25 protein-coding genes are annotated in these 24678 nt (G+C 57.9%); 11 read left to right on the top strand and 14 right to left on the bottom strand.

Annotation, left to right across the window (positions count from 1 at the left end):
- Positions 1-538: 538 nt before the first annotated feature.
- Complete coding sequence (locus tag DXXMK7_RS00860) at positions 539-2176, top strand: methyl-accepting chemotaxis protein (RefSeq protein ID WP_038917449.1); 1638 nt, start codon at positions 539-541, stop codon at positions 2174-2176.
- Positions 2177-2242: 66 nt separating this feature from the next.
- On the opposite strand, the gene DXXMK7_RS00855 is transcribed toward DXXMK7_RS00860, so the two are convergent.
- Positions 2243-3157 (bottom strand): LysR family transcriptional regulator, encoded by a 915-nt coding sequence (locus DXXMK7_RS00855; protein WP_038917448.1) that lies wholly within the window; start codon positions 3155-3157, stop codon positions 2243-2245.
- 387 nt (positions 3158-3544) lie between these two features.
- Here DXXMK7_RS00855 and DXXMK7_RS00850 point away from each other — a divergent pair, with 387 nt between their 5' ends.
- The 4 genes from DXXMK7_RS00850 to DXXMK7_RS00835 all read left to right on the top strand — a co-directional run bounded on the left by DXXMK7_RS00850 (position 3545) and on the right by DXXMK7_RS00835 (position 7375).
- The gene (locus DXXMK7_RS00850) at positions 3545-4840 is read left to right on the top strand and encodes an MFS transporter (RefSeq protein WP_038917447.1); all 1296 of its coding nucleotides are present in this window, start codon (positions 3545-3547) and stop codon (positions 4838-4840) included.
- A 101-nt stretch (positions 4841-4941) separates the two neighbouring features.
- Entirely contained in the window at positions 4942-5802 is an 861-nt protein-coding gene (gene ttdA / locus DXXMK7_RS00845) for a L(+)-tartrate dehydratase subunit alpha (protein ID WP_038920755.1), read from the top strand.
- Positions 5799-6407, top strand: a complete 609-nt coding sequence (gene ttdB, locus DXXMK7_RS00840) for a L(+)-tartrate dehydratase subunit beta (RefSeq protein ID WP_038664423.1) — start codon at positions 5799-5801, stop codon at positions 6405-6407. The genes ttdA and ttdB overlap by 4 nt, the downstream gene beginning before the upstream one ends.
- An 80-nt stretch (positions 6408-6487) precedes the next feature.
- Complete coding sequence (locus tag DXXMK7_RS00835; protein WP_049842579.1) at positions 6488-7375, top strand: fumarylacetoacetate hydrolase family protein; 888 nt, start codon at positions 6488-6490, stop codon at positions 7373-7375.
- A 53-nt stretch (positions 7376-7428) separates the two neighbouring features.
- Here DXXMK7_RS00835 and DXXMK7_RS00830 read toward each other — a convergent pair whose 3' ends face one another.
- The 6 genes from DXXMK7_RS00830 to DXXMK7_RS00805 form a co-directional block, all read right to left on the bottom strand.
- The gene (locus DXXMK7_RS00830) at positions 7429-8613 is read right to left on the bottom strand and encodes a PLP-dependent aminotransferase family protein (protein WP_038917446.1); all 1185 of its coding nucleotides are present in this window, start codon (positions 8611-8613) and stop codon (positions 7429-7431) included.
- A gap of 87 nt (positions 8614-8700) precedes the next feature.
- Entirely contained in the window at positions 8701-9402 is a 702-nt protein-coding gene (gene livF, locus DXXMK7_RS00825) for a high-affinity branched-chain amino acid ABC transporter ATP-binding protein LivF (protein WP_038917444.1), read from the bottom strand.
- A 5-nt stretch (positions 9403-9407) separates the two neighbouring features.
- A complete protein-coding gene (gene livG / locus DXXMK7_RS00820) occupies positions 9408-10178 on the bottom strand; it encodes a high-affinity branched-chain amino acid ABC transporter ATP-binding protein LivG (protein ID WP_038664417.1) in 771 nt (256 codons plus the stop codon).
- Entirely contained in the window at positions 10175-11449 is a 1275-nt protein-coding gene (locus DXXMK7_RS00815) for a high-affinity branched-chain amino acid ABC transporter permease LivM (protein WP_038917443.1), read from the bottom strand. The genes livG and DXXMK7_RS00815 overlap by 4 nt, the downstream gene beginning before the upstream one ends.
- On the bottom strand, positions 11446-12372 hold the full coding sequence (gene livH / locus DXXMK7_RS00810; RefSeq protein WP_038664411.1) for a high-affinity branched-chain amino acid ABC transporter permease LivH: 927 nt from the start codon (positions 12370-12372) through the stop codon (positions 11446-11448). Before livH ends, DXXMK7_RS00815 begins: the two co-directional genes overlap by 4 nt.
- 78 nt (positions 12373-12450) lie before the next feature.
- Positions 12451-13563, bottom strand: a complete 1113-nt coding sequence (locus tag DXXMK7_RS00805; RefSeq protein WP_038917441.1) for a branched-chain amino acid ABC transporter substrate-binding protein — start codon at positions 13561-13563, stop codon at positions 12451-12453.
- 403 nt (positions 13564-13966) lie between these two features.
- Here DXXMK7_RS00805 and panM point away from each other — a divergent pair, with 403 nt between their 5' ends.
- Positions 13967-14386, top strand: a complete 420-nt coding sequence (gene panM, locus DXXMK7_RS00800; RefSeq protein ID WP_038664405.1) for an aspartate 1-decarboxylase autocleavage activator PanM — start codon at positions 13967-13969, stop codon at positions 14384-14386.
- Between the two features lie 132 nt (positions 14387-14518).
- Here the strand turns inward: panM and rpoH are convergent, their stop codons facing one another.
- The 4 genes from rpoH to ftsY all read right to left on the bottom strand — a co-directional run bounded on the left by rpoH (position 14519) and on the right by ftsY (position 18687).
- Entirely contained in the window at positions 14519-15376 is an 858-nt protein-coding gene (gene rpoH, locus DXXMK7_RS00795; protein ID WP_038917440.1) for an RNA polymerase sigma factor RpoH, read from the bottom strand.
- 335 nt (positions 15377-15711) lie between these two features.
- Complete coding sequence (gene ftsX / locus DXXMK7_RS00790; RefSeq protein WP_038917439.1) at positions 15712-16677, bottom strand: permease-like cell division protein FtsX; 966 nt, start codon at positions 16675-16677, stop codon at positions 15712-15714.
- A complete protein-coding gene (gene ftsE, locus DXXMK7_RS00785; protein ID WP_038917438.1) occupies positions 16667-17335 on the bottom strand; it encodes a cell division ATP-binding protein FtsE in 669 nt (222 codons plus the stop codon). The genes ftsX and ftsE overlap by 11 nt, the downstream gene beginning before the upstream one ends.
- A 5-nt stretch (positions 17336-17340) precedes the next feature.
- Entirely contained in the window at positions 17341-18687 is a 1347-nt protein-coding gene (gene ftsY, locus DXXMK7_RS00780; protein WP_038917437.1) for a signal recognition particle-docking protein FtsY, read from the bottom strand.
- A 299-nt stretch (positions 18688-18986) separates the two neighbouring features.
- On the opposite strand from ftsY, the gene rsmD reads away from it, so the two are divergent.
- Positions 18987-19607: a 16S rRNA (guanine(966)-N(2))-methyltransferase gene (rsmD, locus tag DXXMK7_RS00775; RefSeq protein ID WP_038917435.1), complete on the top strand. Its 621-nt coding sequence runs from the start codon at positions 18987-18989 to the stop codon at positions 19605-19607.
- Positions 19597-19878 (top strand): DUF1145 family protein, encoded by a 282-nt coding sequence (locus tag DXXMK7_RS00770; RefSeq protein ID WP_038920753.1) that lies wholly within the window; start codon positions 19597-19599, stop codon positions 19876-19878. The genes rsmD and DXXMK7_RS00770 overlap by 11 nt, the downstream gene beginning before the upstream one ends.
- A gap of 60 nt (positions 19879-19938) precedes the next feature.
- On the opposite strand, the gene DXXMK7_RS00765 is transcribed toward DXXMK7_RS00770, so the two are convergent.
- The gene (locus tag DXXMK7_RS00765) at positions 19939-20265 is read right to left on the bottom strand and encodes a DUF1820 family protein (protein WP_038664391.1); all 327 of its coding nucleotides are present in this window, start codon (positions 20263-20265) and stop codon (positions 19939-19941) included.
- Between the two features lie 273 nt (positions 20266-20538).
- On the opposite strand from DXXMK7_RS00765, the gene DXXMK7_RS00755 reads away from it, so the two are divergent.
- The gene (locus DXXMK7_RS00755) at positions 20539-21168 is read left to right on the top strand and encodes a lysoplasmalogenase (protein WP_038917432.1); all 630 of its coding nucleotides are present in this window, start codon (positions 20539-20541) and stop codon (positions 21166-21168) included.
- A 44-nt stretch (positions 21169-21212) separates the two neighbouring features.
- Here the strand turns inward: DXXMK7_RS00755 and tusA are convergent, their stop codons facing one another.
- A complete protein-coding gene (gene tusA / locus DXXMK7_RS00750; RefSeq protein WP_038917431.1) occupies positions 21213-21458 on the bottom strand; it encodes a sulfurtransferase TusA in 246 nt (81 codons plus the stop codon).
- Between the two features lie 414 nt (positions 21459-21872).
- On the opposite strand from tusA, the gene DXXMK7_RS00745 reads away from it, so the two are divergent.
- Both DXXMK7_RS00745 and DXXMK7_RS00740 read left to right on the top strand, forming a co-directional pair.
- Positions 21873-22544 carry a 7-cyano-7-deazaguanine/7-aminomethyl-7-deazaguanine transporter gene (locus DXXMK7_RS00745; protein ID WP_038917430.1) on the top strand — a complete coding sequence of 224 codons (672 nt, stop codon included), beginning with the start codon at positions 21873-21875 and terminating at the stop codon, positions 22542-22544.
- 171 nt (positions 22545-22715) lie between these two features.
- Positions 22716-23279: a DcrB family lipoprotein gene (locus tag DXXMK7_RS00740; protein WP_038917429.1), complete on the top strand. Its 564-nt coding sequence runs from the start codon at positions 22716-22718 to the stop codon at positions 23277-23279.
- Positions 23280-23334: 55 nt separating this feature from the next.
- On the opposite strand, the gene DXXMK7_RS00735 is transcribed toward DXXMK7_RS00740, so the two are convergent.
- Complete coding sequence (locus DXXMK7_RS00735) at positions 23335-24558, bottom strand: MFS transporter (RefSeq protein ID WP_038917428.1); 1224 nt, start codon at positions 24556-24558, stop codon at positions 23335-23337.
- Positions 24559-24678: the final 120 nt, after the last annotated feature.

The raw sequence follows: 24678 nt of genomic DNA, 5'->3' as shown, positions 1-24678 counted from the left end.
GGAGCGCTTCCCGGCCTTGTTGACAAAAAAATACACAGGGAGGCGATTAGACAAACGGCAAAACGCCGCTCATAGTCAAATGAGTAGTTCAAATAATCATCGCTTGTCGCTGTCGTTCGGATCGAGTGCGACGCTGTTCGACAAGCCTGAATCCAGGCCGCGCCTGCAATGATGCGTGACGTATGCCTAAGCCGGCATCCATTCTTTTGCTCTCGCCCGATTTAGGCGAGGGTCCAGCACCAGACCAAAGCAGTAGCGTGGCGGTATCCTTTAACGGGCGTGCATGGTACAGCGTCTGCGCCTCGTCATTGAACGCAAACATTCAGCACTCGCGGGGCCAGCTTCCAAACCGCGGGCGGATATTGCCGTTGGATGCCGGGGCGACCAACCTGCAACAACAACACCGGAAAAAAGGGTCACAACCCAATAAATAACGGGCGTGTCAGGCCTTAACCGTAATAGCGACGGCGGCGTGATACCCCTTTCGTTCTGGCATCGCCATCGTGCACGCGGGCGTTTACACACAGGCAAGAATATTATGAACTTATTCAAAAAGATGAAGTTGGGCACGCTGCTCAGTATCAGCTTTGCCGCCGTCATTATCATTGGCTTTCTGGTCGCCAGTTTCGGTCGTTTTCAATTGCACCAGTTAAGCGGAAATATCGAAACGCTGGCGCAAAACCGATTGGTTAAACTGGTTCTTATCCATACCTATAAAGACAATATTAATATTGTCGCCAACGCCATTCGAAATATGGTCATGATGACCGACACGGCGCAAATGGAAGCGGAAAGCAAACGCATCAGGGAAACCATTGATAAAAGCACGGAGATTATCAATACATTCAGCAGTATGACCGTTTCCCCGGATGCGAAAGTATTATTGAAACATCTGGAAAACGTACGGCCTGAAAATATTCAGGCTTTGAAAAAAGCTGAAGCGCTGGCGCTGGAAAACCGGGATGAAGAGGCAAAAGCGGTTATTCTGAATGAATTCCAGCCGGCGCAAAATAAAGTCTTCAACGCCATTGATGACATTATCAATTATCAGAAAAACGCCACCACCGACCTGGCGCACAGTTCGGAACAGCTGGCGGATAACGCCGGGCAAGCCATGCTGACGCTGGCTATCATCGCAATGGCGATCGGCAGTCTGGTGGCCTGGTTTATTACCCATCAGGTGAGAAGCAAGCTGGGCGGCGAACCGGCGGACGCCGCCAGCATCGCCCAACAGATCGCGCAGGGCAACCTGATCACGAATATCCCAGTACGGGATAAAGACAGCGGCAGCGTGCTGGCCGCCATCGACCAGATGCGCGGCGGGTTGATCAACATCGTCGAGCAGGTCAGCCAGAGCAGCCATGCGATCGCCTCAGGCGCCAATGAAATCGCCGCCGGCACCAATGACCTCAGCCAGCGCACCGAAGAGCAGGCCGCCAGCCTGCAGCAAACCGCGGCGTCTATGGAGCAAATCAGTAACGCGGTCAGCCATAACGTCGAAACCATCAGGCTGGCGACCGAATTGGCCAACGCCGCCAGTCTGACTGCCTCAAAAGGCAATCAGGTTGTGGGAGACGTGGTCGCCACCATGGCGGACATCACCCAAAGCTCACATCAGATCGTCGAAATCATCAGCCTGATCGACAATATCGCCTTCCAGACTAACATTCTGGCGCTGAACGCCGGGGTGGAGGCCGCCCGGGCGGGCGAAGAAGGCAAAGGCTTTGCGGTCGTCGCCCACGAGGTACGTTCGCTGGCGCAAAGCTCCGCCTCCGCCGCACGCGAAATCAAATCGCTGATCGGCGAAAGCGTGAAGAAAATTGAAACCGGCTCCGACCGGGTCAATCTGGCGGGCAGCACCATAAGCGAGTTGATGGAACAATCCCGTCAGGTGGCGCAACTGATCAACGAGATAGGCATCACTACCAACGAGCAGCAGCAAGGCATCGCGCAGATTAACACCGCCATCGCCCAGCTGGATCAGGTCACTCACCAAAATGCGGCGCTGGTTGAAGAATCCGCCTGCGCTACCGACAACCTGAATCATCAGGCGGCGCATCTGGTGGAGGTCATCAGCGTATTTGTGGTGGACGACGTGATTTCCCGCAAGCGGCTGGACACCCTGGACGAGCACTCATTGGTGCCGGTCGCCGGTCAGCAGTTGGTCATACACTGAAAACGCTGCCTGCCGCACGGCAACCGACACTACGGGTTGCCGTGCGCTAACCAAAAGGCGTCGTCATCAGAACTGCTGGGCAATCGACGGCAGCTCGCGCTCCAGAATCGCAATCATGCTGTCGCGCACGGGATCGCTACCGGTGCTCATCCAGGCGGCGGCCAGCGGCAATCCTTTGCATGACGAGGCGTCCTGACGCCGAATGGGGATAAACCGAACATTCGGCACCGACATGCGGGATACCCAGCGCGGCATGATCGCGCCGCCGACCTCCGCCGCAACCATATTGATAATGGTCTGTTTTTCATCCGCTTTTTGCACCACGTTCGGCTTCAGCCCCGCGTCGCTAAACAGGTTCATGGTCAAATCATGGCTGTGCGGCCGCGCGCGCCGGTCAGGCACAATCAACGGCAGGGCGGCAAGATCCTGAATCCCGACGTCCTGATGCCCCGCCAGTTCATGGTGTTCCGCAATCGCCAGCACCACGTTTTCATACAGCAGAAAGCGCGTCGTTAACCAGGGCGCCCGGCGCTCCGGAGGGCGAATAAAAATCAGGTCCAGACGACCGGATTTCAGTTTGGGCAGCAGGCGGGAGGTTTTATCTTCGTGAATCTGTACATTTACCTCGGGATACACCTGACGAAAAAAGTGCAGCAGATGCGGAATCAGGCCGATGGCGGCGCTATCGATCGCCCCCATGCGTAGAATGCTGGCGTTCACCCTTCCCTGACAGCGAAAGCGAGTCGCCAGCGCATCGGCGTCAGCCAGCAGTTTGCGGCTTTCTCCCAGCAGGGTTTGCCCGTCCGGCGTCAACGCCACGTTACGCGTCGAGCGAATAAACAGCCGGGTGCCCAGGCATTCCTCCAGTAAACGAATATGCCGCCCCAGCGCAGAAGGCAACATATCCAGCCGCTGAGCCGCATGGCCGAAATGCAGGGTTTCAGCAACGGCAATAAAACAGCGCAGCTGGTTAAGCTCCATTCTCTTCCTCAGGCGATTATGTGAAATATTTGAATAAATCATAACGCTGTTTTTTTTCTGTACAACCGGTAGAGGATCGCTCTTTGCGTCATAGCTGATCTTTATCACAGAATGGAAAATTGATTCGCGCTCATTCTGTTATTTTATTTTTAATCAACCGTAAAAATACGGTCATCATCAGGCAGAAAATACGTGAAACATTGATCGACGTCATTCTATTACCCCTCCCCCACGCACCACGACAAATTATACGAATTATTTATATAAACGCTGATGGATGATCGCCATTCCACGCCAGTGCATAGTCACCTCGCTTATTTCCATGACCCTTATCGCCTTGTCGGGCGTCATTTTTATTACCCTATTTTTATCAATCTGGAATGCATCATGAAAAAAGACCTTGAAGGTGCGGCACTCAAAAAAATAACCTGGCGAATAGTGCCCTTTGTCATGTTCGCGTATTTCATCGCTTTTTTTGATCGTATCAATATCGGTTTCGCCGCATTAACCATGAATCAGGATTTGGGTTTTTCCTCGACGGTATTTGGCATCGGCGCCGGCATGTTTTTTATCGGCTATTTCTTCACGGATGTTCCCTCCAATATTATTTTGCAAAAAGTCGGCCCGCGTATCTGGCTGGCGCGCATTATGATTAGCTGGGGAATTGTGGCCGCCTGCATGATATCGGTAAAAACCGTTACCGGTTTTTATATTCTGCGTTTTTTCCTCGGCGTGGCGGAAGCGGGGTTCTTTTCCGGCATTATTCTTTATCTCAGCACCTGGTTTCCGGTCAAACGCCGCGCTCAGGTGATCGCGTTTTTTATGGCGGCGGCGCCCATTTCATCCATGTTGGGCTCGCCGCTGGCCGGCGCCATTCTGAGTTTTCATGGCGTGATGGGGATGACCGGCTGGCAATTCATGTTTCTGCTCGACGCCGTCGCCGCCATCCTGCTGGGCGGGTTCACCTTCTTTTATCTGAATGACAAGCCGGAAAAAAATACCTGGCTGAATGAGGAGGAAACACAATGGCTGGTGAAAACGCTGAAAGAAGAAAAGGCCGCCAGAAGCAGTGAAACCAAAACCAGCGCGCTGAAAGGATTGACGGATATTCGCGTATTAACGCTGGCGCTGGTGTATTTCGGCACCTCCGCCGGTTTGTATTCGTTAAATATCTGGTCGCCGCAGTTTATTAAATCCTTCGGTTTGAGCACGCTGCAGATTGGCTTTATCAACGCCATTCCGGCGGCCATTGCCGTGGGTGCGATGATTTTCTGGGCCAGACATTCGGACGCCACCCGTGAGCGCACCTGGCATGTGGTCAGCGCCTGTATTCTCGCCAGCCTCGGCTTTGTGCTGGCCGGCTCCGTTCATTCCCTCGATTTCGCCATGCTGGCGCTGGTGCTGGCCAGCATCGGTATTTATTCCTGCAAACCGCCATTGTGGAGCATTCCGTCACTGTTTTTATCCGGCCCGGCCGCCGCGGCGGGACTGGCCGCCATCAACTCCATCGGCAATCTGGGCGGTTTCTTCGGCCCGGCGATTATCGGCTGGTTAAAAGAAAAAACCGGCGATTTTTCCCTCGCGCTCTATGCCATTGCGGCGCTGCTTTTATTGTCCGCCCTGTTAACGCTGCTCATTGAAGTCAGCCGTAAACGTAAGGTCATGAAAACGTCGATGGCCTGATGAATCGCGCCATTAACGCATTTTTAGATGCCTGCCCCATTAGGCTCTTACACCCGGAGGTTATTGTGAATACTGAATCCATATCGGAATTAATTGATGTCATGACCCGTTTTACCGGCTATGTCGGCAAACGGCTGCCCACCGACGTCATTAAAAAGCTGGAAGAATTACGAGCCAGGGAAGATAGCCCGCTGGCCAAAGTGGTCTACGACTCTATGTTCGAAAACCAGAAACGGGCGGATGAGCTGGACCGCCCCTGCTGTCAGGACACCGGCGTCATTCAATATTTTATTACCGTCGGCGCCCGCTTCCCGTTTATCGGCGATCTGGAACACGTGTTACAGCAAGCCACGCTGGAGGCCACCAAAAAAGCGCCGCTGCGCCACAATGCGGTGGAAACTTTCATTGAAAAGAATACCGGCACCAATACCGGCTCGCGCGTGCCCTGGCTGGACTGGGAAATCATCCCTGACGACGACCACTGCACCATTGAAGTCTATATGGCAGGCGGCGGCTGCTCGTTGCCCGGCGCGGCCAAGGTGCTGATGCCGGGGCAAGGCTACGAAGGCGTCAACCAGTTCGTCTTTGATGTGATCACCTCCTACGGCGTGAATGCCTGCCCGCCGTTGCTGGTGGGCGTAGGCATTTCCACCTCAGTGGAAACCGCCGCCCGCTTGTCCAAGAAAGCCATTCTGCGACCGGTCGATTCCTCACACCCGAACGCCGACGCTGCCAAAATGGAAAAACTGCTCGAAGACGGGCTGAATCAGGTTGGACTGGGGCCGCAGGGGCTGGGCGGCGCATCGTCGGTGATGGGCGTCAACATCGAATCATCCGCCCGTCACCCTTCCACCATCGGGGTCGCGGTGTCCACCGGCTGCTGGGCACATCGCCGCGGCGCCATCCGTTTCTCCGCCGATCTGTCCTATGAAATCCTGTCTCACGAAGGTGCCGTATTATGAAAAAGATTCTGACCACTCCCATCAAAGACGAAGACCTGGCTGAACTGAATATCGGCGATGTGGTTTACCTGACCGGCACGCTGGTGACCTGCCGCGATGTGGCGCATCGCCGGTTGATTGAACTGGGGCGCGAACTGCCGGTTGACCTGCGCGGCGGCGCTATTCTGCACGCCGGCCCAATCGTGGTGGAAAAGGACGACGGCACCTTCGACATGATCTCCATCGGCCCAACCACCAGCATGCGCATGGAAAAATTCGAAAAAGAATTTATTGAGCAGACCGGCGTGAAACTGATTGTCGGCAAAGGGGGCATGGGGCCGAACACCGAGGCGGGCTGCCAGCAATTCAAGGCGGTACACGCGGTGTTCCCCGGCGGTTGCGCGGTACTGGCCGCCACCTGCGTGGAGAAAATCGAAGACGCGCAATGGCGCGATTTGGGGATGCCGGAAACCCTGTGGGTCAACCGGGTAAAAGAATTCGGTCCGCTGATCATCTCCATCGACACGCACGGCAATAACCTGTTCGAGAAAAACAAGCTGACCTACAACGAACGCAAGGTGCCGGTGATCGCCGACATCAACGAGCAGATTCGCTTTATCAAATAACGTCCCACACCGGTTGGGCGACGCGCGACGAGCGACCAGCCCGGGCGCGTCGCCCCGGTGTTCAGCAACGGAACACATCTATGAAACTGGCGAGTTTTATCAATCCGCAAACCGGCGCGAAAAGCGTCGGTCTGGTGAACGAAGGGGGCCTGATTGATTTGGGCCGCCGTCTGCCCGGCCGCGTTACCGATCTGGCTACGCTGCTGCGGGCCGATGCGCTGACGACCCTGCCGCAACACAGCGCCACCGCAGATTTTCATCTCGATGAGGTGACGTTTCTGCCGGTCATCGAACGGCCGTCGAAAATTCTGTGCGTCGGCATGAACTACATGGAAAAGCGTATCGAATTTGAACAGACGACCGACGCGCCGACGCTGTTCATCCGTTTTGCCGATACCCTGTGCGGCCATCAACAGCCGTTGCTCAAGCCGGCCTCCACCAACGAGTTTGACTATGAAGGCGAACTCGCGGTGATCATCGGCAAACACGCCGACAACGTCAGCCGCGACAAGGCGCTGGATGTCGTGGCGGGTTACAGCTGCTTTATGGATGGTTCGGTGCGGGATATGCAGTACAGCTGGTTTACCTCCGGCAAAAACTGGCGCCGTACCGGCGGTTTCGGCCCCTGGCTGGTCACCGCCGACGAGATTGGCGACCCGCAGCGGCTCAGCATCAGCACCTATCTGAACGGTAACCGGGTACAGCATGACAACACCGGCAATATGGTGCGCTCCGTCGCCGAACTGATCGAATACATTTCACGTTTCACGCCGCTGTCGCCCGGTGATGTGATTATTACCGGCTCGCCCGGCGGAGTCGGGAAAAAGCGCACGCCGCCGCTGTTTATGCGGGAAGGCGACGTGGTGGAAGTGGAGATCGGCGGGATTGGCCGGCTGGTTAATCGCATCGCGACGCCGCAGCCTGCCGACGGTAGCCATGCGCCCCGTCCAGTATCTTGCGCCGTCTGAACAACCGCTGCCGGATGGCAGCGGTCATCATCGTCATCGGTTACAACGTTCAATCACAGCGCGCGACGCAGGCGGGCGACCGCCTCGTGCATCTGCTCTTCGGTCGCGGTGGCGAACGACAGACGCAGCGTGGACTGGTCCGGCCGATCGGCGAAGAAGAACTCGCCGGGCACGAACACCACCCCCTGCGCCAGCGTTTTCTGCAGCCAGGCGGTGGTATCAAACGGCTGACGGAAACGCGCCCACAGAAACATGCCGCCTTTCGGCTGGTTGAAGCTGATCACATCGCCCAGCTCACTGGTCATCAGTTCGGACAGCAGTTCGCCTTTCTGGCGGTAAGCCTGACGGATCTTGTCAATCTGCGCCGGCAGACGCCCGGTTCCCAGATAGTATTCCACGATAGTCTGAGACAGCGAGCTGGCGTGCAGATCGGCGGCCTGTTTGATGATCGCCACTTTGTGCAGCAACCAGTCGGGCAGAATCGCCCAGCCCAGACGCAGCCCCGGCGCCAGAATCTTGGAGAACGACGAGGTATAGACCACGCGATCGGCGTGTCCGGCTTCCTGCGCCAGCTGATAAATGGTGGCGTGGCGTTCTTCGGTGAAACGCAGTTCGCCGTACGGGTCATCTTCCACGATCAGGAAATCGTGACGGGCGGCCAGCGCCACCAGTTGACGACGACGCGCGTCGCTCAGGGTGACGCCGCTGGGGTTGCCGAAATTCGGCACCAGGTAGACGCCCTTGATGCGCGTCGTTTCCAGCAGGGCGGCCAGTTCGTCCACCACCATGCCGTTTTCGTCGGACGACACCGACATCACCTGCGCTTCCGCCAGTTCCAGCGTTTGCAGCGCCGCCAGATAAGTCGGGCGCTCCACCACAAAGATATCCTGCGGGTTGGTGGTGGCGCGCATCACCAGATCCAGCGCCTGCTGAGAGCCCGCCGTCACCACGATGTCCTGCGCCTGCGTGCGTACGCCACGCAGCGCGCACAGTTCGGCGATACGCTCGCGCAGCAGCGGGCTGCCTTCGGTCAGGCCATACTGGAACGCCGATTTCGGCTGCTCGGTAATCGCCAGTTGGGTCGCTTCATTCAGTCCCTGGAAATCAAACAACGCATCAGAAGGAATGCCGCCCGCCAACGAAATCACGCCGTCCATTTTGCTGTGTTTGAGCAATTCACGAATCGCGGAGCTTTTCAGGCGCGCCATGCGCTGCGCCAGTAACCCATCCGTTGACATGTTGAGTCTCACTTATTTTTTGAAAAATTATGATAGAACAACGGGCCGGAGGAGGCCGGCCCGATAAAGGTGTCGTACATAAGCAGTTTAACCGCCAAGGTAGGCAGAACGCACGGCTTCGTTAGCTAACAAAGCATCGCCGGTGTCTTCCAGCACCACGCGGCCGTTTTCCAGCACATAACCGCGATCCGCCAGACGCAGCGCCTGATTGGCGTTCTGCTCCACCAAAAAGATGGTCATGCCTTCTTCGCGCAACTGCTGGATGGTGTCGAAAATCTGCAAAATGATGATCGGCGCCAGTCCCAGCGACGGTTCGTCCAGCAGCAGCAAACGCGGCTGGCTCATCAGCGCGCGGCCGATAGCCAGCATCTGCTGCTCGCCGCCGGACATGGTGCCGGCGCGCTGGACGCGACGTTCATACAGCCGCGGGAACAGGTCGTACACGCGCGCAATGCGCTGCTGATACTGTTCGCGGCTGGCGAAGAACCCGCCCATCGCCAGATTCTCTTCCACCGTCATGCGGGAAAATACCCGGCGGCCTTCCGGCACAATGGCGATAGCTTCGCGCATGATGCGCGCCGTCTGCCAGTCGGTAATGTCCTTGCCGTCGAAAACGATCGACCCTTCCGAGGCGCGCGGCTCACCGCACAGCGTTCCCAGCAGGGTGGTTTTGCCCGCGCCGTTGGCGCCAATCAGCGTCACGATCTCGCCCTGATTGATATGCAGGCTCACCTGATGCAGCGCCTGAATTTTGCCGTAGTGCGCAGAAACCTGATTCAATGACAACATACGTTTTATCCTTCACCCAGATACGCACGGATAACATCCGGGTTGTTACGAATTTCAGCCGGGGTGCCATTCGCCAGCGGCGTACCCTGATTCACCACGTAAATCCGGTCGGAAATGCCCATCACCAGCTTCATATCGTGCTCGATCAGCAACACAGAAACCTGGTGGTTGCCGCGCAGGTCGATAATCAACTCGTTGAGTTCTTCCGTCTCTTTCGGGTTCAGGCCGGCGGCCGGTTCATCCAGCATCAGCAATTCCGGACGGGTCACCATACAGCGGGCGATCTCCAGCCGACGCTGCTGACCGTAAGCCAGGTTCCCCGCCTGACGGTTCGCCAGATCGAGCAAGCCCACCCGCTCCAGCCAGACGGCCGCGCGCTGCTGGGCGTCGGCTTCGGCGCGGCGAAACGCCGGCGTCTTCAGCAGACCGGCAAACACGCCGCTCTTGAGGTGCTGATGTTGCGCCACCAGCAGGTTTTCAATCACCGTCATTTCACGGAACAGACGCACGTGCTGGAAGGTGCGCACCACGCCCATGCGGGCAATCTGCTGGCCCGGCAAGCCTTCCAGATGCTGGTCACGCAACAAAATGGTGCCGCCGGTGGGGCGGTAGAAACCGGTCAGGCAGTTAAACACCGTGGTTTTACCGGCGCCGTTGGGGCCGATCAGCGACACGACCTCGCCCTGATGCAAATCCAGCTCGACGTTGTTGACCGCCAGCAGGCCGCCGAAGCGCATCATCAGGCCCCGGACCGACAATAATGGCTGCGTACTCATGCCTGCTCTTCCTTCTTCTCAATCTGCAACTTCATCTGCGGGCGTTTCATCGGCAACAGCCCTTGCGGGCGCCAAATCATCATCAGCACCATCAGGGCGCCCAGCAGCAGCATGCTGTATTCGTTCAGGTCACGCATCAGCTCACGAGACACCACCAGCAGAATGGCGGCCAGAATCACCGCAAACTGCGACCCCATTCCGCCCAGCACCACGATCGCCAGCACGAAGGCCGACTCGACGAAGGTGAAGGATTCCGGGCTGACGAATCCCTGACGGGCGGCGAACAGCGTCCCGGCGAAACCGGCGAACGCCGCGCTGATGGTAAACGCGGTCAGCTTGATTTTGGTCGGGCTCAGGCCCAGCGAACGGCAGGCGATTTCATCTTCACGCAGCGCTTCCCAGGCGCGACCCAGCGGCATACGCAGCAGACGGTTGATGATAAACAGCGTCAGCAATACCAGCAGCAGCGCCACCATGTACAGGAAGATGATGCGATCGCTGGGGTCGTAGGTCAGGCCAAAGAAGTGATGGAAGGTATCCCAACCGCCTTCGCGCGGCGAACGGCTGAACTCCAGACCGAAGAAGGTCGGCTTCGGAATCTGGCTGATGCCGTTCGGCCCGCCGGTGAAACCGGTATTGTTGAGCAGCAGGATACGTACAATCTCGCCAAATCCCAGCGTGACGATCGCCAGATAGTCGCCGCGCAGCCGCAGCACCGGGAACCCCAGCAGGAAACCGGACAGCGCCGCCGTCAGGCCCGCCAGCGGCAGGCACTGCCAGAAGCCAAGACCGTAGTAGTGACTCAACAGCGCGTAGGTGTAAGCGCCGATAGCGTAGAAACCGCCGTACCCCAGCACCAGCAGACCGGACAACCCCACCACCACGTTCAGGCCGAGGCCCAGAATGATGTAAATCATGGTCAGCGTGGCGATATCCACCGTGCCGCGCGATACCACAAACGGCCAGGCAACCGCGGCGATGATCAGCGCCAGCGCCAGCAGTTTCTGCCGCGGCGTACTGCCGTCAAAGCTCGGCAGCACAAAACCGGGGCCGGACACTTTCTTCGCCCCCTGAGCCAGCGCAGGCCGCAGCAGTTGAAACAGGAACACCAGCGCGCAGGCGGCGCCGATCCAGTACCAACGCACTTTTTCCGCGCCGTGCACCACCAGTTGAGTCCCATCCAGACTCAGTTGCATTCCCATCACGAACGTGGCCAGTACCAGCAGCACCAGCGCCGATACAACGGCATTAACCAGCGTGTGCAGTTTCATACCTTCTCCACCTCCGGACGGCCAAGAATCCCGGTCGGCATGACCAGCAGCACCACAATCAGCAGCGCGAAGGACACCACGTCCTTGTATTCGGTGCTGAGGTAAGCGGAGGTCAGCGCTTCGGCGATACCCAGCACCAGACCGCCGATCATCGCTCCCGGAATACTGCCGATACCACCCAGCACTGCGGCGGTAAACGCTTTCATCCCGGCCATGAAGCCGATATAGGGGTTAATCACGCCATAGAATTGGCCCAGCAACACCCCGGCCACCGCCGCCATCACGGCGCCGATGACGAAGGTCAAAGAAATCACGCGGTCGGTGCTGATGCCCAGCAGGCTCGCCATTTTCAGGTCTTCCGCGCAGGCGCGGCAGGCGCGCCCCATGCGGGAGTAACGGATAAACAGCGTCAGCGCCAGCATCGCCAGGAAGGTGACAATCCAGATGGTGAGCTGCATGGAGGAAAGCGTAGCGGCAAAACCGTTGCTTTCGCCCAGCACCCACTGGCCGTGGATCAGGCTCGGCAGCGCCACATCGCGCGACCCTTGCGTCAGGCTGACGTAGTTCTGCAGGAAAATCGACATGCCGATGGCGGAAATCAGCGCGATCAGCCGTTTGGAATTGCGCACCGGCTTATAGGCCACACGCTCGATGCTCCAGCCGTAGGCGCTGGAGATCACCACCGCCGCGATGAACGCGACGCCGATCAGCAACCAGCCGGCGTCAATGCCCATCATCATCAGGGCGGCAATCACGATAAAAGAAACATAACTACCGATCATGTAGACCTCGCCGTGGGCGAAGTTAATCATGCCGATAATGCCGTAAACCATGGTGTAGCCAATGGCGATCAGCGCATAGGTGCTGCCCAACGTCACGCCGTTGAACATCTGCTGAAGGAAATAGAGGAACTGCTCGGACATACCTTAACCTTAGACATTGCCCCCGCAGCCTGACGGCTGAGGGGGCATCGGTATTGGGAGTATTACGGATTCGGTCAATTACTTCACGGGAGAGGAAGTACCGTCTGCGTGCCACTCGAATACGCCAAATTCAAACCCTTTCAGGTCGCCTTTTTCATCCCAGCTCAGCGGGCCCATCACCGTGTCCACGGACTTGGCTTTCAGGTCGGCCGCCAGCTTGGCCGGCTCGGTGCTGCTGGTACGTTGCATCGCGGTGGTCAGCGACTGCAGCGCGGCATAAGTGGTCCACACGAACGGGCCGGTCGGGTCCAGTTTCCTGGCTTTCAGCGCGTCGACGATCGGCTGGTTGGCCGGCACCTGGTCATAACGCTTCGGCAGCGTCACCAGCATGCCTTCGGACGCCGCGCCTGCAATGTTGGACAGCGACGAGTTACCCACGCCTTCCGGTCCCATGAACTTGGTGGTCAGGCCGGCAGCGCGCGCCTGACGCAGAATCTGCCCCATTTCCGGGTAGTAGCCGCCGAAATAAACGAAATCGACGTTCTCTTTCTTCAGGCGCGCCACCAGCGTGGAGAAGTCTTTATCCCCGGCGGTCACCCCTTCGAACAGCACCACGTTGGCGTTGGCTTTTTTCAGGCTGTCCTGCACGGCGCGAGCCAGACCTTCGCCGTACTGCTGTTTGTCGTGCACCACGGCGATACGCTGCGGTTTCACGTGTTCCAGAATGTATTTCGCCGCAGTCGGGCCCTGGTCGGAATCCAGACCGGTAGTGCGCAGAACCAGCTTGTAGCCACGGGTAGTCAGGTCAGGCGCAGTGGCCGCCGGCGTAATCATGATTACGCCTTCATCCTCGTAAATGTCGGATGCCGGCTGCGTGGACGACGAGCACAGATGACCGATCACGTAGTGGATACCGTCGTTGATCACCTTGTTGGCGACGGCAACCGCCTGTTTCGGGTCGCAGGCGTCATCATATTCCACACCCACCAGTTTGTTGCCGTTGACTCCGCCTTTGGCATTGATATCAGCAATCGCCTGACGGGCGCCGGTAAACTCCATATCGCCGTACTGCGCTACCGGACCGGACATGGCTCCGACGATCGCGACCTTGATATCCGCAGCGTTCACCGCATGGCTCATCGCCGCTGCCAGGCATCCCATCAGCAGCGCGTTACCTTTGCTTAATTTCATCCGTTTTACCCCATCTGTCATTTTTGGATATTGCTATAATTATTGTCATCAACCGCTATTACTCGCACTTTTTCATAAGTAATAACGAGTTAGGCTCTATTATAAGCAATAGTTTGTAATAAGACTTTATTATTCATGATATTAAACAGGAGTTTTATGCTGTAAATCAACTGGGATTCTCAGTAAAACACGGTGTAAACAGCATAAAATACCGCTCTTAAAATCCGTATTTTGTTTCTAAAATAGTCAGTTATGCTGGTTTTACCACTGAGAGATAATTGATTACTCGAAAAATTAATGGCAGAGAAACCTTTTTCCCTGATAACCGTACAGAAAAAGTTACACAACCCTTTTTCTACAGGTTCGCTACAATATTCTTAAGAATTAACAGGAGCACCCGCGTATGAGACTCTCGGTTGAACGCCTCACAAAAATCAGCGAGCAGGACAGGCATGATTTGGCCCATATCTGGCCACACCAGAATTTCGACGCGCTGGAGCGCGACCTGAACCATGAGCATCGTCTGTTTGCCGCCCGTTTTAACGGCCATCTGCTGGCGGGCGTCATCGTCGAAATCGACAATAACAGCGACAGCGCGGAACTGACCGACCTGCAGGTCAGAACCTCCACCCGGCGGCATGGCGTCGGTAAGTATCTGGTGGAAGAAGTGCTGCGCGCCTGCCCTGACGTTAAGGAATGGTGGCTCGACGCCGCCGACCATGCGCTGGTCAGCGAAGCGGTGATGGACACATTCATGCAGTCCTGCGGCTTCTATCCGGTGTCCGGCGGCTGGGAATATGTCGTTAATCAGGAAGAGAAATAAATAGCAGGAAAAGCAGTGGCGCCCGTAGGACAGACTGCGATAAAAAAACTTCGGGTGATAAAACAAAACGACCGGGCGGCTTGCGGCTGTCCCGGTCGTTTACGATGAATAATGCGTTAGCTGCGGCCTGCGTTACGCTTCAATGGCCGCCCGCAATTTCTTCATGGCATTCTTTTCCAGCTGACGTACACGCTCAGCGGACACGCCGTAATGATCAGCCAGTTCCTGCAACGTGGACTTATTGTCGTCATCCAGCCAGCGAGCGCGGATAATATGCTGGCTGCGTTCGTCCAACCCTTCCAGCGCATAGGACAACTTGTCCGCCGCATGGGTTTCCCAGTTGTCCTCTTCAATGCCATCGGCAAAGTCGGAAGATTTGTCCTGCAGGTACAGCATCGGCGCCATCGGCTGGCCCGGCTGCGCATCATCTTCCGGCGACGGATCAAACGTCATGTCCTGCGCGGCCATGCGGGATTCCATTTCACGGACATCCTTGCTGGTCACACCCAGTTCACGCGCCACCAGTTCCACTTCGTCCTGATTAAACCAGCCCAGACGCTGCTTGGTCTTACGCAGGTTGAAGAACAGCTTGCGCTGCGCCTTGGTGGTCGCCACCTTGACGATACGCCAGTTACGCAGCACGTATTCGTGAATTTCGGCCTTGATCCAGTGCACGGCGAACGACACCAGGCGTACGCCCACATCCGGGTTGAAGCGGCGCACCGCTTTCATCAAGCCGATGTTGCCTTCCTGAATCAGATCCGCCTGCGGCAGGCCGTACCCTGAATAGTTACGGGCAACATGAATAACGAAACGCAGGTGTGAAAGAATCAGCTGCTTGGCGGCGTCCAGATCCCCGTGATAATGCAGCCGTTCAGCCAGCGCCCGCTCTTCCTCCGCCGTCAGCATCGGATAGGCATTGGCGGCACGGATGTACCCTTCCAGACTGCCCTGGGGAACTAAGGCGAAAGTTTGCATATCTTTGGTCATTCCACCCCTCTCATAGATCATTCAAATCGTTGCGCATCATCGAACAGCATACCGATCTTTGCTGCACTTTCTGTGCCTAAAAACAGAATTACTGTGCCCAAAAACCGGATTAACGCTAGTTCTGGATTAACTCTGGTTAGAGTGTGATTGACTGCACAAGTTCCACTTTTGCCCCTCTTATTTTACCTGTCAAGATAGGCGTCGTGGGGTGCAGGCTGGCGAGTGATGAAGGAAGGTGCGCATCGAAGACGCTGGCAATACGCTTCCCTCGCTGCTCGCCGCTATCACGAGGGAAGAGTATACCAGAAAACGCCCGCGCCGGGCGTCAATACAGATTATTCCGGTGTAAAACGGCGTAAATGTTGTACCGTTGCCAGCCAGGCGGCCAGCCAGCCAATCATCACCGCGATCAGAATCAACAATAACGTCTCATCCCAGCCCAGCCCACGCACCGTGAAGGTGGTGCCGAATACCGCCGCCACCTGCGTCACCGCGCTCGACAGTTTCCACACCAGCGCCTGCGACAGAATCAGCGACAAGATAGCGCCGCAGAACCCCAGCAGCGCGCCGCCATGCAGGAACGGCCGCAGGATGAAACCGTCGGTGGCGCCGATCAGCTTCATCACATTGATAGTTTCGCGGCGGCTGAAAATGCTCAGACGCACGCTGTTGCCGATCACCAGAAATACCGCCGCCACCATCAGAATCCCGATGGTAGCCGCTATCTGGCCCACCAGTCCGGTCAACGCCACCAGACGGGAGAACCAGCTGTCGTCCATGCGGACCTCGGCCACGCCCTGAACGGCGGCGATGCGATCGCGCAGGGTGTTGAGCGTCTGGTTATCCTGAAAACTCAGTTTGGGCGAGACGACCGCCACCGCTGGCAGCGGATTCTCCTCCAGCATATCCAGCGCGCCGCCAAAGCCGGACCAGTTGCGGAACTCGCCCATCGCCTCGTTGCGGGACAGGTAATTAACCTTGTCTACGCCTTCTTCCGCCTTGATCTTGCCAATCACCGCTTCGGCGGCGTTGTCGTCCAGCGATTTGTCCAGATACACCGTCAGTTGCGGCGTGGGATACCACTGCGACGCCGCCTGACTGACGTTTTTCCACACCAGATAGCAGATGCTGGGCAGCGTTAGCGAAATGGCGATCACCATGATGGTCAACAATGTCGCCAGCGGTTGGCGCAGCATATCGCGCAGCGTATTGGCCCAGGCATAACGCCACTGTTCCTGCCAGCCGCCTTGCAGAGAGCGGGTTTTGCTTCCAGCTCGCTGCGCGCGGGTATTATTCGCCATCGTGACCTCCCAGCATGCGCCCCTGCGACAATGTCAGCACCCGGTAATGGCGGCGGGCGATAAGCCCGGTATCGTGCGTAGCCATCAACACCGTGACGCCCACGCGGTTAAACTCTTCAAACAAGCGCAGAATGCCTTCGGACAGCGCATCATCCAGGTTGCCGGTCGGTTCGTCCGCCAGCAGCACGGCCGGTTTGTTCACCACCGCGCGGGCTATACCCACGCGCTGCTGTTCACCGCCGGAGAGCTGAATCGGATAGCTGCGCGCCTTGTCGAGCAGCCCGACTTTATCCAGCGCCGCCGACACCCGACGGCGGATATCTTCGGCGCTGGCGCCGGCGATAACGAGCGGCATGGCGACGTTTTCATACACCGTGCGATCCATCAGCAAATGGTGATCCTGAAAGATCATGCCGATCTGCCGACGCAGAAACGGCACCTCGCTTTTCCTCAGGCGGCTGATATCGTGACCGCCGAACAGGATGTGGCCCGCGCTTGGGCGCTCAATCCCGCAAATCAGTTTCAGCAGGGTACTTTTCCCCGCGCCAGAGTGACCGGTCAGAAATACCATCTCGGCCGGGCGGATATGAAAGTCCACCCCTTGCAACGCCTGACGGCCGCCGAGATACGCCTTACTGACCTGCTCAAACCGAATCATCCGTTTTAATCCTCACGGGCAAACAGGGCTTCAATAAAATCATCCGCCTTGAACGGCCTTAAGTCATCGATACTTTCCCCCACCCCGATGTAACGGATGGGAATGCCAAACTGGTCGGCGATGGAGAAGATCACCCCGCCCTTGGCGGTGCCGTCCAGTTTGGTCAGCGTGATGCCGCTCAGTCCGACCGCCTCGTTGAACAGTTTGGCCTGACTGACGGCGTTCTGACCGGTGCTGGCGTCCAGCGTCAGCATCACTTCGTGCGGCGCGTTTTCGTCCAGCTTCTTCATAACGCGCACGATCTTCTTCAACTCTTCCATCAGGTGCGATTTGTTCTGCAAACGCCCGGCGGTATCGGCGATCAGCACGTCGACGCCGCGCGCCTTGGCGGCCTGCAGCGCATCGAAGATCACCGAGGCGGAGTCCGCGCCGGTATGCTGCGCCACCACCGGCACATTATTGCGCTGGCCCCACACCTGCAACTGCTCCACCGCCGCCGCACGGAAGGTATCGCCCGCGGCCAGCATCACCGACTTGCCCTGCGCCTGATATTGCCGCGCCAGTTTGCCGATGGTGGTGGTTTTACCCACGCCGTTGACACCCACCATCAAAATGACGAACGGCGTCTTGCTGTCGATATCCAGCGGCGCATCCACTTTCGCCAAAATGTCGCTCATTTCCGTTTTCAGCAACGCAATCAACGCTTCGGCGTCTTTCAGTTGCTTGCGGCTGGCGTGCTCGGTCAGCCGATCGATAATTTTACGGGTGGTTTCCACCCCGACGTCGGCAATCAGCAGTTGCTCTTCCAGCTCGTCAAACAGATCGTCGTCAATTTTCTTGCCGCGAAACAGCCCGACAAATCCGGACCCCAGATTCTGGCGGGTTTTCACCAGACTGCGTTTCAGGCGAGCGAAAAAGCCCTCTTTGGTCGGGCGTTCCTGCTCCTGCGACACCACCGGCGCAGCCGGAGCAATCACCGTTTCGGGCTCGGACTCAACATCGTCTTCCGCTTCCGCGTCTGTCTGCGGTTCAGCGACAGGCGCGGCCGCCTCTGCTACCGTTTCCGGCGGTTCGACCGGCGTCGGCGGTACCTCCGCCTCAGCCTCAATCGGTTGCGATTCTGGCGGCGGCGTTTCCCCGGTTTCAGCCAGCGCGGTTTCAGCCAACGTACTATTCAGCGCCGGCTGCTCCGGTGCTTCATCGCTCGTGTGCTGCGCCGGTTCCGGAGCGGCGGGCGTTGCGTCATCCGCCTGCGGCGCTTCCGGTGACGGTTGCGGTTGTTCGGTTTTATCCTCGTCCTGACGTCCTAACCCCAGCCAGGAAAAAAATCCGCGCTTTTTCTCTTTCGCCATCGTGTAATTGCGCTCCTGCCACCCAGTGCGGCTAATCAATAACCAATAGAAGTCAATAAAACAACGAGTTTAACACTTTCCCGCCGCCAGCAACACGCGCCGGACCACCGGGGAGGGCGACAATCTCCGTAACCAGGTGTGTCAAACCCAGGCTATGTCCACTGATTTGAGGGATTTTTCCGCGCCGTCTCCCATTAACTGCATCTTTACATTTGCTACACCGGCTGGCGCCGTTAGAATAACGCCTCATCAAATCCGGCGCGCCGCCGCCGGTACCTCATTTCAGCAAAATACAGGCTATGGCAAAACATCAAGCGACATCCGCACCCGGTCAAATCCGCATCATTGGCGGTCAGTGGCGCGGCAGAAAACTCCCCGTGCCGGACAGCCCCGGTTTGCGCCCCACCACCGACCGCGTACGCGAAACCTTGTTCAACTGGCTGGCGCCGGTGATTCAGCAATCACGCTGTCTGGACTGTTTCGCCGGCAGCGGCGCGCTGGGGCTGGAAGCGCTGTCGCGTTATGCCGCTCACGCCACGCTGCTGGAAGCCGAACGCAATGTGGCGCGTCAACTGACGCAGAACCTGTCGCTGCTGCGCGCCGACAACGCTGAAGTGGCGAATGCCGATACGCTGCAATGGCTGGCTAAACCGGCTCCGCAGCCTTACGACGTGGTGTTCCTCGACCCGCCGTTTCGCCGCGGTTTGTTGGACGATACGCTGCGGTTGCTGGAAGCCGGCGACTGGCTGGCAGAGGAAGCCTGGATCTATATTGAAACTGAAGCGGAAAACCGCACGCTAGCCATCCCGTCCACCTGGACGCTGCATCGGGAAAAAACCGCGGGGCAGGTTTCCTACCGTCTTTATATCCGTCACGCATCCGACGCGACCCCAGGAGGCAACGATGAGCATCTGGATTAACCTTGGCCGGCTACTGATGTTGGGCGTATGGGGATTTTTGGTTATGAACCTGATTCACCCGTTTCCCCGCCCGCTGAATATTTTCATGATCCTGGCGATGGGATTCATGCTGCTGATGCACGGCGTGCAGTTCCTGCTGCTCAAAGCGAGCCAGCCCAAAGACGCGCCGCCGCTTAGCGGGCTGCTGCAATTGCGCATCTTCCTGTTCGGGGTATTTGAATTGCTGGACTGGCAGCGCAAACAGCCGACGCCACCGCGCAAACGGCGTTGACCGGCAGACTTGCAATCCGGGGAAACGGCGACGCGATACCGCAAAGCGCCGCCGGACAGGTCAGGGTTTCTTACCCGGCAGAGAAGGGAAATGGGTAACGTTGTCGCCCAGTTCCGAAATACGCGCGCTATCGCGCTCACGCCCGGTCACGGCGTCAATACGAATGACCGCCTGCAGTGGAATATAGCTGCGATCGACGCCGGCAAACTCCGTTTTCAGTTTTTCCGTGGTCGGGTCAACCAGCACGGCGGAGGGGTTGTCGAAAACAAAGTCGGCGATTTCAATAAATCCGAACAGATTGCTCTGCACCAGCTCGCGCACATACAGCTGATAGTTCTTGCCGTTATTCATGAACTGAATGCGGTAAAGTACGGGTTCATTGCTCATTAAAGGTTCGTCTCCTCCGACAGACCGCCGGGTATCATTATTCCGTCACAAAAACTGGCCGCTAACATAGCATGAAGCCCGGCGACCCGCAGCCCCGCGCGGACGGAGACGCGCTGTCGGAACGAATCCGCGCAGGATCCGCCTACTATACTTAGGCTGGCTGCGCCCGCTGGGATAACAAACATTGCCGGGTACGTCAGCAAGAAAAGACGGTGCGCCGACTTTCGCCGCATGGCGGAGTTCCACCCGATTCACCACGTTTAAGGACACTGTATGCTCTGGTCTTTTATTGCCGTATTTTTTTCCGGCTGGCTGTATGTCGATGCCAGTTACCGTGGTCCGGCCTGGCAGCGTTGGCTGTTTAAACCCGTCACCCTGCTGTTGATGATGCTGATGGTCTGGCAAACGCCGATGCTCGGCATCCCCGGTTATCTGGTGGTGCTGGGGCTGGCCGCGACGCTGGTCGGCGACGCGCTGATGCAGCTCTCCGGCGATAAACTGCGGTTCGCGCTGTCGGCCTATCTGGCGTCGCACCTGCTCTACACCATCAGCTTTTTCGCCTCCCGGCCATCGCTGGGGTTTTTCTGGCCGCTGCCGCTGGCGCTGATTATTCTGTCGGCGTTGTTGCTGGCACTGCTGTGGTCGCGGCTGGAAGCCGAGCGCCTGACGGTCGCCGCGCTGGTGCTGGTGACCGCCTTCATGGCGTGGGTGGCGGGGGAACACTACTTCGCGCTGGGCAACGAATCCAACTTCTCGCTGCTGGTGGGTACGCTGCTGTTATTTGCCGGCCACGCCATCTGGCTGGTGAACCACTTCCGCGTGAACTTCCGCGCCCATCAGGCGCTGGTCGCCATCTGCTACTTTGGCGGCCACTTCCTGATAGTACGCTCGCTTTACGTCTAGCGACAGCGGCCTTCCGGATTGGCCGGAGGGCCGTAAGCCGGTGCTCACGCGCCTTTGCGCAGCAGGTAACGATAAGGCAATTGCTCGGTCATCTGCGCCAGCAGCTCATGTTCCATATAACGGCAAAAGCCGGGGATATCGCGGGTGGTTGCCGGATCGTCGGCGATAATCAGCAGGGTTTGCCCCGCCTCCATCTGGCGCACCGTTTTGCGCACCATCATTACCGGTTCCGGACAGCGTAGCCCCTGAGCATCCAGAGTGCGGTCCGGATTGGCGAACATATCGGTCATTCAGCGTCTCATTAACGATTGTCGAACAAATTGCGGCTTAGTTTACGCTTCCCGCAAAGGGGGGCAAGCCGCGCGGTTTAGCAGGCCGCAATAAGCGGCGAATAACGCGTGACGGCAGTGAATGTCTCTCCCTTTTAGGCGCCCTCCGCCTTGATCGCGGTCAGTTGAGCCTGCGCTAATTACACGCATAATTGAGACATCGCCTAACGATTGCAAAGCCGCAACAACGCGGTATGATGCCGACACGTTAGCGTTAAAAAGGCGCAGATACCCTAAATAACTCGAGTTGCGTTGGCCCTTCGGGGGTAAGGCCATGTATGTGGGCCGAGTCATGCCGCAACGTGAAGTATGACGGGTATAACGAGGCAATTTGTCTGGGTTCCCTCACCCCAATAACCAAAAAAAGGTCACATTATGTTTCAGTTTTCCGCACAACAGCGGCTGACAGCGCTGTGCTGGCTATCCCTCTTTCACATCCTGGTGATTATCTCCAGCAACTATCTGGTTCAGCTGCCAATTACGCTTTTCGGCTTTCATACCACCTGGGGCGCATTTACTTTCCCGTTCATCTTCCTGGCTTCCGATCTGACCGTGCGGATCTTCGGCGCCCCGCTGGCACGCCGCATTATTCTGACGGTGATGGTGCCGGCGCTGATCGCTTCGTATCTGGTTTCGTCCCTATTCTACAAGGGCGAATGGCAGGGGTTTGGCGCGCTGAGCCAGGTGAACCCGATGGTGGCGCGTATCGCCGCCGCCAGCCTGATGGCCTATGTGCTGGGCCAGATTCTCGACGTGCATGTCTTCAACCGTCTGCGCCGGCTCAAAGCCTGGTGGGCGGCGCCGGCCGCTTCCGCGGTGCTGGGCAACCTCAGCGATACGGTGGCGTTCTTCTTTATCGCCTTCTATCGCAGCACCGATCCGTTCATGGCCACGCACTGGATGGAAATCGCTACGGTGGATTATTTCTTCAAGATCGCCATCAACCTGGTTTTCTTCCTGCCGATGTACGGCGTACTGCTTAACATGCTGCTGCGCCGTCTGAGCCAGCCGGGGAGCAACGCGCCGTACCAGGATCAGACCGCCTGATACGCTGTTTTCGCTCATAAACAGGGTTTCGGAATAACCGGAAAAATTGCCCTCCCCCACCTGATTCGGGTGCAAGACAGGGACCGTGATAACAAAACGCTTGTTTTTACGCCCCGAATCAGGTGCCATAGCGCCACTTCTGTTTTTGTTCGTGATAAAGAAAGGATACCCATGCCAAATTTAGCGAAATATATCGGTATTGGTCTGCTGGCCGCCACGCTGGCCGCCTGCGACGGCAACAGCGATAAGAAAACCAACGCGCCGGCCGCCAGCCCCGCAGCGGAGAAAACCACAGCGCAGAACGTGTCCCTGCTCTCCGGCAAACTGACCTTTACCCTGCCGGACGGCCTGAGCGATCAGAGCGGCAAACTGGGCAATCAGAACAACAACATGCACGTCTATGCGGATCAGAGCGGCCAGAAAGCCATCATCGTGATTGTGGGTGATGACACGCCGCTGGATCTGCCGGCTCTGGGTCAACGTCTTGAAGAGCAGCAACGCGGGCGCGATGCCAACCTTCAGGTACTGGGTAACAAAACCGCCGAGATCAACGGCCATCAGATTCAGCAACTGGACAGCGTCCTGACCAGCAACGGGCAGAAAGCGTTTTCGTCCATCGTGCTGGCCAAAGCGGACAATCGTCTGCTGACGCTGCAAATCACGCTGCCGGCGGATAATCTGCAGCAGGCGCAGGCCGACGCCGCTAAGGTAATCAGCTCGCTGAAGCTGAACTGATCCCCACACAGCGTCATCCCCGCCGCGCCGGCAACGGTTGTCGGCGGGATTCTGTTCACACCGCTTTCGCGTCGCGCAACCCGCGCTGATACAACCGTACCGTCAGCAGCAGCCCAGCCAGCGCCAGCCCCGCCGCCGCCAGATAAATGGCATCGATATCGGTATAAGCCATCATGACGCCGGCCGCCGGTCCAACCACCCCCAGCGACAAATCCAGAAAGATAGTGTACGTCGCCAACGCGCTGCCCTGATTCTGCGCCGACACCGCCTTGACCGCCACCACGCCCAACGCCGGGAACACCAGCGAAAATCCGGCGCCGGCAAAAAACGCGCCCGCTTCCGCCATCAGCGGGTGCGATGCCAGCCATACCAGCACCAGACCGGCGCCCTCTACGAGAAAGCAGGCCAGCGCGACCCGCAGGCCGCCAAAACGGTTAATGACATTCGGGAACAACAGCCGGGTGCCGACAAAGGCGCAGCTGAACAGGCTCAGGGTCAGCGCGGCGCCGTCCCACTGACGGCTGGCGTAAAACAGGGTGATAAAAGTCGAGATCACGCCGAACCCGGCGGACGCCAGCGACAGAATCACGCCGTACAGCCAGACCTTGCCGAGCACCTCGCGGAACGGCAGCTTCTTGCCCGGCGTCACCGTCACCGCCGGACGGGGCAACGCCAGCAGAATCGCCGCGCCGGCCACCAGCACGATCACGATCGACAGCAGCCACAACCCGCCCAGATGATAAATCCACACCCCCAGCGGCGCGCCAATCGCCATCGCGCCATAGGTCGCCACGCCGTTCCACGAAATCACCCGGCCGATATGCAGCGACCCGACTACACCGACGCCCCACAAGGTTGCGCCGGTGCCGGCGAAGCTCTGCCCAATGCCCAGCACCAGACGGCCGACGCACAACAGCGCCAGCGCCAGCACCGGCGAGCCGTCATTCCAGGCCGCCAGCGCATAAAATACGCCGCTCAGCAACACGCCGGACAGCCCGAACACCACCACCTGCTTCGGCCCTTTCTCATCCGCATGACGACCGGCTCGCGGGCGACTGAGCAGAGTAGAAAAATACTGCAGACTGATCACCAGCCCGGCCCAGAAGGCGCTGAACCCAAGCTGTTCATGCACATAGCCCGGCAACACCGCCAGCGGCAACCCGATATTCAGATAGCTGGCAAAGTTAAACATCACTACGGACATGATGCGCAAGTTTAGACGCAAGCCGCCGGGAGAGGGCTTGGGCGGCGTAGACACAGGCGGTGTGGAAGCTGGCATGGAGAAATCGGCTCGCTTACGGGTCGCGTCGACAGGCGAACGCGGCAGACATTGTGAGATTCTGAGTATAAACAAGACACTTGCGTCTTTCAGCACCAATTAGCGTGCGTCGTCATACGA

It is taken from the genome of Dickeya sp. MK7, from assembly GCF_000406305.1.
Classification (GTDB): domain Bacteria; phylum Pseudomonadota; class Gammaproteobacteria; order Enterobacterales; family Enterobacteriaceae; genus Dickeya; species Dickeya fangzhongdai.
Note: the sequence above shows the minus strand (reverse complement) of the source record. Positions and strands in the feature narration are given on the sequence as shown.